Source organism: Micromonospora sp. NPDC052213 (assembly GCF_040679695.1).
Taxonomy (GTDB): domain Bacteria; phylum Actinomycetota; class Actinomycetes; order Mycobacteriales; family Micromonosporaceae; genus Micromonospora.
Map to the genome: position 1 here is coordinate 1 of NZ_JBFAVI010000179.1, position 14,077 is coordinate 14,077.

9 protein-coding genes are annotated in these 14,077 nt (G+C 76.0%); 6 read left to right on the plus strand and 3 right to left on the minus strand.

All coding sequences use genetic code 11. The features are described from left to right. Positions 1–2: 2 nt before the first annotated feature. The 4 genes from AB0L34_RS28635 (at position 3) to AB0L34_RS28650 (ending at position 6,120) form a co-directional block, all read left to right on the plus strand. On the plus strand, positions 3–2,792 hold the full coding sequence (locus AB0L34_RS28635) for a hypothetical protein (RefSeq protein ID WP_363708151.1): 2,790 nt from the start codon (positions 3–5) through the stop codon (positions 2,790–2,792). 342 nt (positions 2,793–3,134) lie between these two features. Continuing rightward, positions 3,135–3,485, plus strand: a complete 351-nt coding sequence (locus AB0L34_RS28640; protein ID WP_363708153.1) for a YciI family protein — start codon at positions 3,135–3,137, stop codon at positions 3,483–3,485. 2 nt (positions 3,486–3,487) lie between these two features. Beyond that, the gene (locus tag AB0L34_RS28645; protein WP_363708155.1) at positions 3,488–4,699 is read left to right on the plus strand and encodes an RNA polymerase sigma factor; all 1,212 of its coding nucleotides are present in this window, start codon (positions 3,488–3,490) and stop codon (positions 4,697–4,699) included. Between the two features lie 284 nt (positions 4,700–4,983). Further along, positions 4,984–6,120: a glutamate--cysteine ligase gene (locus AB0L34_RS28650; RefSeq protein WP_363708157.1), complete on the plus strand. Its 1,137-nt coding sequence runs from the start codon at positions 4,984–4,986 to the stop codon at positions 6,118–6,120. Between the two features lie 276 nt (positions 6,121–6,396). Here AB0L34_RS28650 and AB0L34_RS28655 read toward each other — a convergent pair whose 3' ends face one another. Continuing rightward, entirely contained in the window at positions 6,397–8,181 is a 1,785-nt protein-coding gene (locus AB0L34_RS28655) for an N-acetylglutaminylglutamine amidotransferase (protein ID WP_363708159.1), read from the minus strand. A gap of 201 nt (positions 8,182–8,382) precedes the next feature. Continuing rightward, on the minus strand, positions 8,383–8,808 hold the full coding sequence (locus AB0L34_RS28660; protein WP_363708161.1) for a MarR family winged helix-turn-helix transcriptional regulator: 426 nt from the start codon (positions 8,806–8,808) through the stop codon (positions 8,383–8,385). Positions 8,809–8,886: 78 nt separating this feature from the next. Between AB0L34_RS28660 and AB0L34_RS28665 the strand changes: the two genes are divergently transcribed. Continuing rightward, positions 8,887–10,680: an ABC transporter ATP-binding protein gene (locus AB0L34_RS28665; RefSeq protein WP_363708166.1), complete on the plus strand. Its 1,794-nt coding sequence runs from the start codon at positions 8,887–8,889 to the stop codon at positions 10,678–10,680. An 82-nt stretch (positions 10,681–10,762) separates the two neighbouring features. Further along, a complete protein-coding gene (locus AB0L34_RS28670) occupies positions 10,763–13,846 on the plus strand; it encodes an NACHT domain-containing protein (RefSeq protein WP_363708163.1) in 3,084 nt (1,027 codons plus the stop codon). A gap of 51 nt (positions 13,847–13,897) precedes the next feature. Here the strand turns inward: AB0L34_RS28670 and AB0L34_RS28675 are convergent. Continuing rightward, a partial coding sequence (locus tag AB0L34_RS28675; RefSeq protein WP_363708165.1) for a helix-turn-helix domain-containing protein occupies positions 13,898–14,077 on the minus strand: 180 nt, incomplete at its 5' end.

Below are 14,077 nucleotides of genomic sequence, written 5' to 3' on the forward strand. Positions count from 1 at the left end.
AGCTGCGCCAGCAGCTCGCCGACGCCGCCACCGCCTTCGCCGACAGTCCGGGCGCCGTCGCCGACATCCTCGCCGGCATGGTCGACGACGTCGACCGCGCCCTCGGCGAGGAACTGGAGATCTTCCCGGTCTGCCACCACTCGCCGGCGTCCGCGCTGGCCATGGTCCGGCGGCTGCGCGCCAAGCAGCCGAAGGTGATCTACCTGGAGCTCTGCGAGGACCTCCAGCCGCTGCTGGGCGAGCTGCGCAACTGCCGCCTCCCGGTGGCGGTGCAGGCGTTCGCCTCGGAGCTGGAGGGCTTCCCGGCCGACTGGGGGCCGCTCAGCGTGGTCGCGCCGATCACCGAGGCCAGCGCCGAATACCAGGCCATCGCGTACGCGCTGGAGACGCCCGGGGTCGAGCTGGTCCTGGTGGACCGCTCCACCGACCACGTCTTCCAGTGGCTGCCCCGCCCTCCCGGCACCGCCGACGACACCCCGGCCGGCGGGGACGCCGAGCCGACCGCGCCCGCGGAGGAGGAGGCGGCCCTGCACGGGGACGCCGTCGGGGTCGAGATCGGGGACCTGCGGCCCCGCTTCGCGGAACTCGAGGCGTACCTGCTGCACCACGGCAAGGTGCGGCACTGGTCGGAGTGGTGGGACCAGTACGTCGAGCAGCCGCTCGCCGACGCCGACCACGACACCTACCGGCAGGTGATGGTGCTGATCGGCAGCCTGTTCCGGCGGCTGCGCCCGGCCGGGGCGGACCGGCGCGACCGCGACGAGGACCGCGAGCGCCACATGTGGACCCGGATGCGGCAGCACCTCGCCGCCTCCGGGGCCGATCCCGCCGACTGCCTCTACGTCTGCGGCGCGTTCCACGCCGCCAGTCGGGTCGAGCAGTTCGGGCTGCGGGCCGACGCCCCGTTCGAGATCACCCCGCGCACCGGCACCCGGTGGCACTACGGCTTGATCCCCTCCAGCCACTCCGCCATCGAGGCGCAGTTCGGGCTCGCGGCCGGGTCGGTGTCGATCGCCGCGGCGACCTGGACGAAGGCGGTCGCCCGGTCCGGGCTGTCGCCGTTCCAACTCGAGGGGCAGCGCGGCACCCGCGCCGGGCGCCGCCGCGCCGCACCGGCCCCCGTGCCCGCCGCCCCGGTCGCCGACAGGCTCTCCGGCTACCTCGGGCGGCCACCGGCGGTGCGGGGTCTCGACGAGGCGGAGCTGCGGGGCTGGTGCGTCGACATCGTCCGGCTGGCCCGGCGTAACGGCTACCTGGCCAGCACCGCCGACGCCATCGCCGTCTTCGAGACCTCGATCCTCCTCGCCGGCCTGCGCAACCGGGCCCGCCCCACGCCGTACGACTTCGCCGACGCGGCCGTCACCTGCATCGAGAAGGACGTCGTCCCGGGGCGCCGGGACGTCCGCCGGCTCTGCGAGATCCTGTTCGGCGGCGACCGGATCGGCCAGGTGGGCTACGAGGCCCTTCCGCCGCTCGCCCGCGACGTCCACGACCGGCTCGCCCCGCTCGGGCTGGACCTGGAGAAGCGCCAGGTCCAGCGGGCGCTGCTGGACCTGCACGCCGACCCCGGGCTGGCGCCCTGCTCCGACCTGCTCTGGCGGCTGCGGCACCTGCTGCCCCCCGACGCGGTACGACCCATCATGGGCGAGCGCCGGTTGGGGCACCGCTCGATCCAGGAGAGCTGGGACCTGGCCCTCGGCCGCCACCAGCGGGCGCTGATCGAGCTGGGCTACGAGGGCGTCACCGTCGAGCAGGTGCTGGAACAGCGGCTGCGGCGCGCCGTCCGGGGCCCGGACGCCACGGCCTCGGTCGCGCTGGAGGCCGTCGAGGACGCCGTACGACTGCTCGACAGCCCGCGCCTGGTCGACGAGCTGGGCAACCGGGCGGTGGAGCTGCTCGCCGCCGAACGCACCGTCGACGACGCCCCCGAGGTGCTGCGCCGGATCCGGCGGCTGCTGGCCCACCATCGCGCCACCGGGCCGCTGCCGGCCTGGTGCGAGGCGTTCGTGACCACCGGGTACGCCCACTACTGCACGCTGCTGCCCACGGCGTTCGTCGACGAGGGGAGCGGGGTCCGGCAGGTCGGCGCCATGCTCGGCTTCCTGTTCGGCATGGAGAGCCTGGCGCTCTCCCTGGGCTGCGACCGGTCCCAGCTCGAACTCGCCGTCGCGCAGTCCCACCCGGAGGCGCCGGCCAAGGTCGCGCTGCTCTGGGTCGCCCGGCACCAGCTCGGCCTGCTGACCCTGGCCGAGCTGCGCCAGCGGTGCGCCGACCTGCTCGGCAACCCGCTGGTGGTGCCCGCCTTCCCGCAGTACCTCAGCGGCTTCGTGCAGGCCCTGGAGTCGGTGCCGGGGCTCGCCCCGTTCGTCGTGGAGGTGATGTCGTCGGCGTTCGCCCGGCTGCCCGACCCGGTCCTGCTGCCCTGGCTGCCCACGCTGATCACCACTCTGCGCGACCACGGCCCGGAACTGGTGCCGCTGCTGGTGCGGGCGGCGGGCCGCACCTTCCCCGCGTCGCTGCCCGCACTGGACGCCTGGGTGCCGCCGTGGTCGGCGTCGGCGTCCCCGCCGGCGCCGGCGGCCCCCGCCGTCGCGTCCGGTCCGGTGGCCGCCCTGCTGTCCGGCCACCCGGAGGCCGTGGACGCCGTCGCCGCCCTGCTCGGCTGCGACGGCGGGTGGCGCGAGGAGGCCGCTCCCGCGCCCGCCACCCCGCCGGGCCTGGCCGCCCTGCTGGCCACGCACCCGGCCACCGCCGACGCCGTGGCCGCGTTGCTGGCGGGCGGGCCGGGCTGACGGCGGGCCGGCGGGAGGTCCGACCCGCACGACGGGCCGCCGGCGCTCCTCGGCCCGCGGGCGCGGACCACCGCCGGCGAACTGGTCCGGCGGCCCCTGACCACCGCCGGCGAGCTGGTCCGGCGGCCTCTGACCGCCGTCGGCATCGGCGGCCGCCGGACCTGGAGACCGGACGTGGCCGGGTGTCGCCGCCACGCTCGTCGCACGTCCATCGACGATGACGTGGCCCCGTCGGCGGCCTGGTCGCCGGATCTCGCGCGCGGGTTGTCGATCCGGGCTCGCCTCGTTCGTGTGGAGGATGAGAGGCCGGCGGTGGCGCCGGCCGTCGAGCGAGGAGAAGCCATGAAGGAGTACCTGCTCAGCATCTACCAGCCCGGCGGCGAGGAGCTGGTGGACCCGGAGTTCCTGGCCGGGGCGATGCGCGAGCTGGGCGCGATCCGCGAGGAGCTGGAGGCGTCCGGGTGCTGGGTCTTCGGCCAGGGGCTGCACGCGCCGGACACGGCGACCGTGCTGCGGCCGTCCGACGGCGACGTGCTGATCACCGACGGGCCGTTCGTCGAGGGCAAGGAGTACCTCGGCGGCTTCACCATCATCCGGGCGCCCGACCTGGACGCCGCGCTCGCGTGGGGCCGCCGGTACGCGCTGGCCACCACCCTGCCGATCGAGGTGCGCCCCTTCCAGGGCGAGGACTGACCGTGTCGGACGTGGAGGCGGCGTTCCGCGCGGAGTACGGCCGCGCGGTCGCCGTCCTGGTCCGCCTCCTCGGCGACCTCGACCTCGCCGAGGAGGCGGTGCAGGAGGCGTTCACGGTGGCGGTGGCGCGGTGGCCCGAGACGGGGCCGCCGCCCAGCCCGGCCGGCTGGATCATCACGACCGCCCGGAACCGGGCGATCGACCGGCTGCGGCGGGAGGCGTCGCGGGCCGACCGGCACGCCCAGGCCGCCCTGCTGCACACCCGCGACGCACCGGCCGGGGAGGGACCCGTGCGCGACGACCGGCTCCGCCTGATCTTCACCTGCTGCCACCCGGCGTTGGGCCAGGCCGCCCGGGTCGCGCTGACCCTGCGGCTCTTCGGCGGGATGGGCACCGCCGAGATCGCCCGGGCCTTCCTGGTTCCCGAGGCGACGATGGCCCAGCGGATCGTCCGGGCCAAAGCCAAGATCCGCGACGCCCGCATCCCGTACCGGGTGCCGGGGGACGCCGACCTGCCGGACCGGCTCTCCGCCGTGCTGGCCGTGCTCTACCTGATCTTCACCGAGGGGCACACCGCCAGCTCCGGGGACCGGCTGGTCCGCGACGACCTGTGCGCCGAGGCGATCCGGCTGAGCCGGCTGCTGGTGGAGTTGATGCCGGACGAGCCGGAGGCGCTGGGGCTGCTGGCGCTGATGCTGCTCACCGAGGCGCGCCGCCCCGCCCGCACCACCGCCGACGGCATGCTGGTCCCGCTCGGCGAGCAGGACCGCCGCCGGTGGGACGCCGGGCTCGTCGCGGAGGGGCAGGCCCTGGTCCGCCGGTGCCTGCGCCGCGACCGGCCCGGCCCGTACCAGATCCAGGCCGCGATCGCCGCCGTGCACAGCGACGCGCCCAGCGCCGCCGGCACCGACTGGGCCCAGATCCTCACGCTGTACGACCAGCTCACCGCGTGTGCCCCCGGGCCGGTGGTGGCGCTGAACCGGGCCGTCGCGCTGGCCGAGGTGGCCGGGCCGGCGGTGGCGCTGGCCGCCGTCGACCGCCTCGACCTGGCCGGCTACCACGTGTTCCACGCCGTCCGGGCCGACCTGTTGCGCCGACTGGGCCGGGCGGGAGAGGCGGCCGAGGCGTACCGGACGGCCGCGGAGCGGACGGACAACGCGGCCGAACGCGCCTTCCTGGCCGCGCGGGCGGTCTCGGCACGAACCGGCGTATAGCGCCCGACGGCGATCGGTGGTCGTCACTTCGGTGGGGGAACCACCAGGCGTACCGCCGGTGGCGAGGCGCCCCGGCCCGCCGGCGCGCTTCCGGGCGCCGGAGAGCGCTGCGGGGCCGCCGGCGGCCGACGGGCACCGCGGCCGGTGGAGGCACACCAGGCACCGGCCGAGGCGGACGGCCGGCGCCGGTGCCCGGCGTTTGCCCGCTCCCGGGGCCGGGAACGCGGGTTTCCCGGCAGCGCGGCGCCCCGGCGCGCCGCCCGACGAACGGATGCCGACGGCCCATGACGTACCGCCCGGCAGTCACCACCGCGGTGCCCGACCTGGCCGCCCTCACCCTCGGGGTCGAGGAGGAGTACCTGCTGCTCGATCCCCGGACGGGCGAGAGTCTTCCGGTCGCCGACCGGGTGCTCGCCGCCCTGTCCGGGACGGCCCGGGACCAGAGCCGCCAGGAGTTCCGGCACAGCATGGTGGAGATGGTCACGCCGGTCACGGCCGACCTGACCGAGCTGCGCGCCCACCTGGTGGCGCTGCGCCGTTCGGCCGCCGACGCGGCCCGTGCCGCCGGGGCCCGGCTCGTCGCGGTCGGTGCCACCCCCGTGCACGAGCCGCACCGGACGGTACCGGACAAACCTCGCTACCACGCCATGTCCCGCCGCTTCGGCCCGGTCGCGCACGATCCGGCGGTCTGCGGCTGCCACGTCCACGTCGGGCTGCCCGACCGCGAACTGGCCGTCCAGGTGTGCAACCACCTGCGCCCCTGGCTGCCGGTGGTGCAGGCGGTCACCGCCAACTCGCCGCTGCACGACGGCCGCGACACCGGGCACGCCAGCTGGCGCTCGATGCAGCTGGAACGCTGGCCCAGCATCGGGCCGACCCCGCACTTCGAGTCGGCCGCCGACTACGACGCGACGGTGGACGACCTGATCCGCGCCGGGATCATGCTCGACGCCGCGATGGTCTACTGGTACGCCCGCCCTTCCACCGCGTACCCCACCGTCGAGATCCGGGTGGGCGACGTCTGCCCGGGCGTGGACGACACGGTGCTCGTCGCCGGCCTGGTCCGGGCGCTCGTCGCGACGCTGGCCGACGACGTCCGCGCCGGGGTTCCCGCCCCCCGGATCCGGGACTGCCTGGTCTCCGCCGCGCACTGGCGGGCCGCCCACGACGGACTGGAGGGCGACCTGATCGACCTGCGCTCCGGCGGCGCCCGCCCCGCGTGGGACCTGGTCGACGAACTCGTCGCCACCGTCGCGCCCGCCCTGGCGCGCCACGGCGACCTCGACCACGTACGCGACCAGGTGGCCCGGGTGCGCCGGGACGGCACCGGCGCCACCCGGCAGCGCCGGGTGATGGCCCGCACCGGCAACGACGTACGGGCCGTCCTGGACCACCTGGCCGCCGAGACCCTCGCCTGCTGACGCCGCCCGACCCCGGGTGCCGCCCCGCCACCGGGCACCGGCGGCGCAGGGTGACGCCCCCACCCTGGGCGGTGGGGTGACCGGTGGAACACCACGGGTGTCACCGTCGCCGGGTGACACCCGTGGCGTTCCACTCGTGAGCGCACCGGCTGGGCTCAACCCCAGCCGGGTTGGCCGGTGCTGGCCGCGGGGTGCGACGCTGCCGGGGCGGCCGCCACCGCAACCGGGCCGTGGGGGCGGAGGGGTGTGGGCCGGGGCGGGCCGGGGCCGTGCCGGTCAGCGGATGTCGTGGGACTGGAGCCACAGCTCCAGCAGGCCGAGCTGCCACAGCTTGTTGCTGCCGGCGGCGGCCTGCGCCCGGTCCGGCACCGCGAGCAGCTCGTCGAGGTACTCACGGCGGAACAGGCCGCGTTCCCGGGCGGCGGGGGCGGCGAGGGCCTCGGTGACGAGCTGCCGCACGGGGCCGTCGACGTTGCGCAGCGCCGGCACGGGGAAGTAGCCCTTCGGTCGGTCGACCACCTCGGCCGGCAGCACCTCCCGGGCGATCTCCTTCAGCACGCCCTTGCCGCCGCCGGCCACCTTGTGCTCGGGCGGGCAGGCCGCCGCGAGGGCGACCAGATCCTGGTCGAGGAAGGGCGTGCGCACCTCCAGCCCCCACGCCATGCTCATGCTGTCCACCCGCTTCACCGGGTCGTCGGGAAGCATCAGGTGGGTGTCCAGACGCAGCACGGCGTCCAGCGCGGTGTCCGCCCCGCTCGCCGCCAGGTCGGCGGCGAGCAGCTCGCGGCTGGCGTCGCGGTCGCAGGCGTACGCGGGGCTGACCACCCGGCACAGTTCGGCGTGGTCCCGGTCGAAGAACGCGTCGGCGAAGGCGTCCGCCGCGCTGTCGCGGGGCACCCGGGCGAGGGGCTGGTGGTAGCCGTAGCCGGCGAAGACCTCGTCGGCGCCCTGCCCGGACTGGGCCACCTTGACGTGCTGCGCGACCTGCTCGGACAGCAGGTGGAAGGCGACCACGTCGTGGCTGCCCATCGGCTCGGTCATCGCGTGGACGGTCCGGCGTACCGCCGGGACCAGGTCGTCGTCGGCGAGCCGGATGCGGTGGTGGTCGGTGTCGAAGGCGCGGGCGACGAGGTCGGAGTAGTGGAACTCGTCGCCGACCTCGCCGCCGCGGCTGTCGAAGCCGATGCTGAACGTCTGGAGGTGGTGCTGCCCGGCCTCGGCCAGCAGCGCCACGATCATGCTGGAGTCCAGGCCGCCGGAGAGCAGCACGCCGACCGGGACGTCGGCGACGAGCCGCCGTCGGACCGCCGTGCGCAGCGCGCCGCCGATCGCGGCCCGCCAGTCCCGCGCGTCCATCCCGCCGTGGGCGGGGTCCCGGGCGTAGGCGGGCCGCCAGTAGACGTGCTCGCGGCTGCGCCCGTCGGCCTCCACGACCCGTACGGTGGCCGGGGGGAGCTTGCGCACGCCGCGCAGCACGGTGCGGGGCGCCGGCACGATCGAGTGCCAGGACAGGTAGTGGTGCAGCGCCACCGGGTCGATCGTGGTGTCCACGTCGCCGGCGCGCAGCAGCGCGGGCAGGGTGGAGGCGAACCGCAGCCGGCCGGGGGACTCGGCCAGGTACAGCGGCTTGATGCCGAGCCGGTCGCGGGCCAGCACCAGCCGCCGCCGCTGCCGGTCCACGAGGACCACGGCGAACATGCCGACCAGGTGGTCGACGAAGCGTTCGCCCCACTGCGCGTACGCCGCCAGGATCACCTCGGTGTCGCTGGTGGAGTGGAAGGTGTGCCCGGCCTCCCGCAGCTCGTCGCGCAGTTGCGGGTAGTTGTAGACGCAGCCGTTGAAGACCAGCCCCAGCCCGAGGTCCTCGCGCACCATCGGCTGGCCGCCCGCCGCGGAGAGGTCGATGATGGTGAGGCGGCGGTGCCCGAGGGTCACCCAGCCGTCGTTCCACAGGCCCTCGCCGTCGGGGCCCCGGGACCGCATCGCCTCGGTCATCCGGGTCACCGCGTCGGCGTCGGGCGTCGACCCGTCGAACCTCGCCTCGCCACTGATGCCGCACATCGTCAGCGGCCACCGGCTTTCGGGGGAACCGGACCCACCGTCACCACTCCCGTCGGCTTCGCAGGTGGCGGACCACCCGCTCGCAGGGGCCCGGTCCCGTCGCCAGGACGGGCGGCTGGGCTACCCGACCCCGGGCGGGTCAAACCCCGGGGAGTGGGCCGGGGCGGCCCGCGGGGCGGTGGCGGCTCCGTGGGCGGCCGGTCAGTCGCGCAGCGTACGCAGGATGCGGGCGAGCTGTGCCCGGTCGGCCGGCGTGAGGCCACCGAAGAGGTCCTCGGCGGCGGCCCGGCGGGCGGCGTGGATGGCCTTGCCGGCCCGCGTGCCCTCCTCGGTCGGGGCGACCAGGGTGGCGCGTCGGTCCGCGGGGTCGGGACGGCGTCGCACGAGGCCGCGCGCCTCCAGGTCGTCGACGACCTCGGTGGCCGAACGCGGGGCGATGCGCAGGTGCTCGGCGAGCGCGCCGGGCCGCAGCGCGCCGTGCCGGATGAGCACGCCGAGCGCCCGGGACTGGCCGGGCGTGACGTCCCACGGCGCGAGCGCCTCCCGGGTGTGGTGCCGCAGCCGCCGGGTCACCGCCCAGAACGCCTCGGCGAGGCCGTCCCCGGCGTCGTCGGTGTCTCCGGTCACGGGAATACGGTAGCAGGAGGAGCTGTTGTTCCCTCATGTTGAGGGAACCTCAGCATCTCCGACGTGAGGGAGTACCTCTTGGAACCCCACCCCTCCGGCCGCGACCGCGGCCCCCGCAAGGTCAGCGCCGCCGAGAAGGCACAGGCCCGCCAGGTGTCGCTGCGGCGCATCGGCGGGCTGTTCGCCCGGCACCGGGGCGCGCTCGCCACGGTCACCGCGATCATCGTCGTGTCCTCGGTGCTCGCCATGGCCTCCCCCTTCCTGCTCCGCGCCGTGATCGACCGGGCCCTGCCGGAACGCGACCTGGCGCTGCTCGTCTGGCTGGTGGCCGGCATGGTCGCGGTCGCCGCGGTGACCTCGGTGCTCGGCGTCCTCCAGACCTGGATCTCCACCCGGGTCGGGCAGCAGGTCATGCACCGGCTGCGCACCGACGTCTTCACCCATCTGCAACGGCAGTCGCTGGCGTTCTTCACCCGCACCCGCACCGGCGAGGTGCAGTCGCGGATCACCAACGACATCGGCGGCATGCAGAGCGTGGTCACCTCCACCGCCACCTCGATCGCGTCCAACCTGACCACCGTGGTGGCCACCGCGGCGGCGATGGTCGCGCTCTCCTGGCGGCTCTCGCTGGTCTCCCTCGTCGTGCTGCCGCCGGCGGCCTGGCTGACCCGCCGGGTCGCCCACCTGCGCCGCGAGATCACCGCGCGACGCCAGCGCGAACTCGCCGACCTCAACGTCACCGTCGAGGAGGGGCTGTCGGTCAGCGGCGTACACCTGGCGAAGACCCTCGGCACCGGCCCGGCGCTGGCCGCGCGCTTCACCGCCTCGTCGGCCCGCCTGGTCGACCTTGAGCTGCGCTCCGAACTCGCGGGCCGCTGGCGGATGGCCACGATGAGCGTCGTCTTCGCCGCCATCCCGGCGGTCATCTACCTCAGCGCCGGCCTGCCCGGCGCCGCCGGCACGCTCAGCATCGGCACCCTGGTCGCCTTCACCGCGTTGCAGGGCGGGCTGTTCCGGCCGCTGATGGGCCTGCTCAACGTGGGCGTCTCGGTGACCGCCTCGCTGGCGCTGTTCGCCCGGATCTTCGAGTACCTGGACCTGCCGGTCGAGGTCGACGACCCCGCCGAGCCGGTCGACGTCGACCCGCGCCGGGTCCGGGGCGACCTGCGGTTCACCGACGTCACCTTCAGCTACCCCGGCAGCGACACCGCCGCCGTCGCCGGGATCACCCTCGACGTGCCGGCCGGCACCGGCCTCGCCCTGGTCGGCGAGACCGGCTCCGGCAAGAGCACCCTGGCCGCGCTGGTCAGCCGGCTGCACGACCCGACGAGCGGCCGGATCACCGTCGACGGCGTCGACCTGCGCGACCTGCGCCTGGCCGACCTGGCGGCGATCGTCGGCGTGGTCAGCCAGGAGACCTACCTGCTGCACACCACCGTGCGGGAGAACCTGCGCTACGCCCGCCCGGACGCCACCGACGCCGAGATCGAGGCCGCCGCCCGCGCCGCCCGGATCCACGACCTGATCGCCGGCCTGCCCGACGGGTACGACACGGTCGTCGGCTCGCGGGGGCACCGCTTCTCCGGCGGCGAGAAGCAGCGCCTCGCCATCGCCCGTACGCTGCTGCGCGACCCGCGCATCCTGATCCTCGACGAGGCCACCAGCGCGCTGGACACCGAGACCGAACGCGCGGTGCAGCGGGCGTTCGACGAGGTGGCCCGGGGCCGCACCACCATCACCATCGCCCACCGGCTCTCCACCGTGCGGGACGCGGACCGGATCGCCGTGCTCGACCACGGCCGTATCGTCGAGTCCGGCACCCACGACGACCTGCTGGAGCGCGCCGGCCGCTACGCGACGCTGGCCGCCTGACGGCCGGGGCCGTCGTCGGCGGTGCGCGCCGACACCCGACCCCGGACCGCCCGCACGACCGGTAGACGATCACAATCAGGCGGTGCAGCGTCGGGGGTGGACATGGGCCCTGCTCGTCCTCGTGGCCGTCGTCGCGGCGGCCGGGACCGCCTGGGTCTGGTTGCGGTACGACTTCGAGAAGGTCAACTGGGCCTGGGGCGTGATCGCCGGTGTCATCGCCGTCTACGTCGTACTGGACCAGGTACTCACCAACCGGCAGGCCGCCTCGGCAGCGGCGGCGGGCCACCGCCGGGCGGTCGCGGACGAACTCTTCGAGCTGGTCCGGCGCGAGCCGAGCGACGAGGCGCTGCTGCGGGCGGTCGACGAGCCGTACCCGCTCCCGGTGACCTGGCGTACCGCCGCCGAGCGGCTCCTGCCGTCCTGGCGGGCCATCGGCCGGTCCAGCGAGGCCGGTCCGATGGACCTGTCCGGCCGCCACGGGACACTGTGGAGCCGCTACCGGAGCATCCCGTCCGGGCGGTTGCTGGTGCTGGGGCCGGCCGGATCCGGTAAGTCGGTCATCGCCCTGCGGATGGCGCGTGAGTTGCCGCCGCACCGGGACCCCGAGGCGCCCGTGCCGGTGCTGCTGCCCGTCGCGTCGTGGGACCCGACCGTGGAGACGTTCCGCGACTGGCTGGTGGACCGCCTCGCCCGGCGGTACACGCAGCTCGCACCCCGCCATCCCCGTCGCGTGGCGGTGCTGCGGGACCTGGTCGAGACGGACCTCGTCGTGCCCGTGCTCGACGGCCTGGACGAGGTGCCCGAGGAGCGGGTGACCGCCTGCCTCGAGGAACTCAACGCGTTGCCCACGCAGCGCTTCGTCCTGACCTGCCGGACGTCGGTGTACGAGAGGTACCTCGACCAGGGCGAGAAGGTGCGCGGTGCCGCGGTGGTGGTGATCGAGCCGCTGGTTCCGGACGAGGTGGCGGAGTACCTGGTCGACGCCGCGCCCCTGCACCAGGCCGACAACTGGTCGACCGTCGCGGCGCGCATCGACGGCGACCCGGAGCTGAGCGGGGCGCTGGCCACGCCGTTGATGGTGGCGATGGCCCGCAGCGCGTTCGACCAGCCCGGCACCGACCCCCGCGACCTCGTGCCGTTGGCGGCCAGCCGGGGGCGGGGCGCCGTGGAGGACGAGCTGCTGTCCCGGGCGGTCGACGCCGCGCTGCGGTCGCGCCGGGGCGCCCAGGGGCTGCGCCGATGGGAACCGGAGCAGGCCCGGCGCTACCTGACCTTCCTGGCCGCGCACCTGGAATCGCTCGGCGTCCGCGAGTTCCGCTGGTGGCAGTTGCCGGCCGTGCTGCCCCGGTTGTTCTGGGCCGTCGTCGGCGGCCTGCGTACCGGGCTGGCGGTGTGGTTGGCCCTCGCCCTCGCCGGGGAGGCGCTCCGGTCGGTGGCCGCGACGGTCGCCGACCCGGGCACCCGCGAGCTGCTCACCGCTCTCGCCGACCACCCCGCCGACCTGGGGGTGGCGGCCGCCGCGGTGGCCGCCGCGCTGGGCGGTGGCGCCCGCGACCCGGGCAGCCGGCCCACCCGGATCGTGTTCGTGGGCGGCCGGGGCGCGCTCCGCGAGGGGGCGCTCGACGGGCTGGCCCGGGGAGCGTTCTGGGGCTTCCTGACCTGGTTCGTGCTGTGGCTGTTCACCCCTCCGCCCGAGCTGGTCGCCGCGACGGCCCGACTGCCCGGGCTGACCGGATGGCCGGTCGAGCTGCGGGCCGCGGTCGTGCTCGGCGCCGTCTGGTTCGCCCTCGTCGCGGTCCGGTCCGCGCTGCGGATAGACGTCGCCGCCCCGGCCGCGGAACTCGGGGCCACCGGCGTGGTCGAGACCGTGCGGGCCGACCGCGCGGCGACGATCGCGTCGGTGGTGCCGAGCGTCGCCGCCGGGTTCCTCGGTGTGCTGGCCGGCTCCGCGCTGCTGTGGGTGACCGGCCTGCTGCCCCGGCTGCCCTCGCCGCAGGCCCTCGGCTACGCCGGGCTCGGCGCGGGGCTGGGCTGGTGGGTGCACACGCGCGGGGACGGGGCGTGGGTCCGGTTTTGCCTGACCCGGATGGTGCTGGCGGCACGCGGCCGCCTGCCACACCGGCTGCTGGCGTTCCTCGGCCACGCCGAGACCGTCGGCCTGTTGCGGCACGGCGCCGGGGCGTACCGGTTCCGGCACGGCCGCCTGCAGAGCCGGCTGGCGGCGGGCTCGCTGGCGGGGCGGCGGGGCGGCCGGCCGCGCGAGGAGTTCGGTGTCGAGCTGGCCCGGGCGGGGTTCTGGCCGGAGGCGCTCGGCGTGTTCGCCGCCGTCACGCGGGCCCGCGCGGCGAACGTCGGGCCGGCCGACGACCTCAGCCTGGCCTCGCTGCGCAAGGCGCTGCTGGTGGGCGCCGCCGCCGGGGAGTGGAGTCGGCTGGGGGACCTGTTGGCGTCGATGCCGGCGCCGCTCGCGCGCACGGGCGCGACGCCGCCGGCGGCACAGCGTCGGCGCGTCGCCGAGCTGGTCGCCGCCGCCGCGCCGCTGGCCGAGCTGCGGGCCGCCGGCGACGAGCTGCTGCGTGGGGAGGACCAGGCGGGCGGGCCCCTGTCCGCGACCCGGGAGTTCCTGGCGGTCGTCCGCTACGCGGAGGGTGACGTCGACGCGGCTCGGCAGCACCTGGAGCGGCTGCTCGCGGCGGAGAGCGACGACGACGGCCCGGGTCGGTCGACGCCCCTCGGCGCGGGAATGCTGGCCCGGATCGTGCTCGACGGGGACGGGGACCCCGGCGCGGCCCTCGCCCTCTGCCACGAGCAGCTGCTCCTGGCCGACCGCCCCGACGACTCCGACGACCGCACCGACCCGCTGCTGCTCGTGCAGGCGTGGGGCTGGTCGGTGGCGGTGATGCGGCGCGTCGTCGACGAGCGGGCGGAGGTGCGCGACCGGCTCCGGGCCGTCCTCGCCGAGCGGCGGGCCCGCGGGCGGCGGATGGAGCTGGGCCGACGGGAGCTGGCCGAGATCGGCTTGCAGGCGTGCCACGCCGTGGTCGGCCACCCGACGCTGGGGGCGCCCGCGGTGGCCGCGGCCCGCAGGCTGGTCGACGTGTTGTCCGCCCCGGACATCGCGGCGCGGACCCTGCGCCGCGGCGCCCCGATGTGGCACGACGGCTGACCGGTCGGCAGGCTCCTGCGGCGTCTCATAACCGTCTCGCAACGTGTCTCATTATTTTGCGACGACCGGGTCCAGATGGCGGTAGACGGTGGCCCGCGAGACCCCCAACGCGGCGGCGATCTCGTCCGCCGAGTGGCTGCCGGCGGCGTGCATCCGCCGGGCCGCCTCGACCTGCTCCGCGCTCATCGCCCGCGGCCGGCCGGGCCGGCGTCGGCCGCTCGCCGCGCCGCC

Bases quoted from the DNA above. Each gene is read 5' to 3' on its own strand.
- AB0L34_RS28640 (WP_363708153.1), top strand. From the start codon at position 3,135: ATGAAGGAGTACCTGCTCAGCATCTACCAGCCCGGCGGCGAGGAGCTG.
- AB0L34_RS28650 (WP_363708157.1), top strand. From the start codon at position 4,984: ATGACGTACCGCCCGGCAGTCACCACCGCGGTGCCCGACCTGGCCGCC.
- AB0L34_RS28655 (WP_363708159.1), bottom strand. From the start codon at position 8,181: ATGTGCGGCATCAGTGGCGAGGCGAGGTTCGACGGGTCGACGCCCGAC.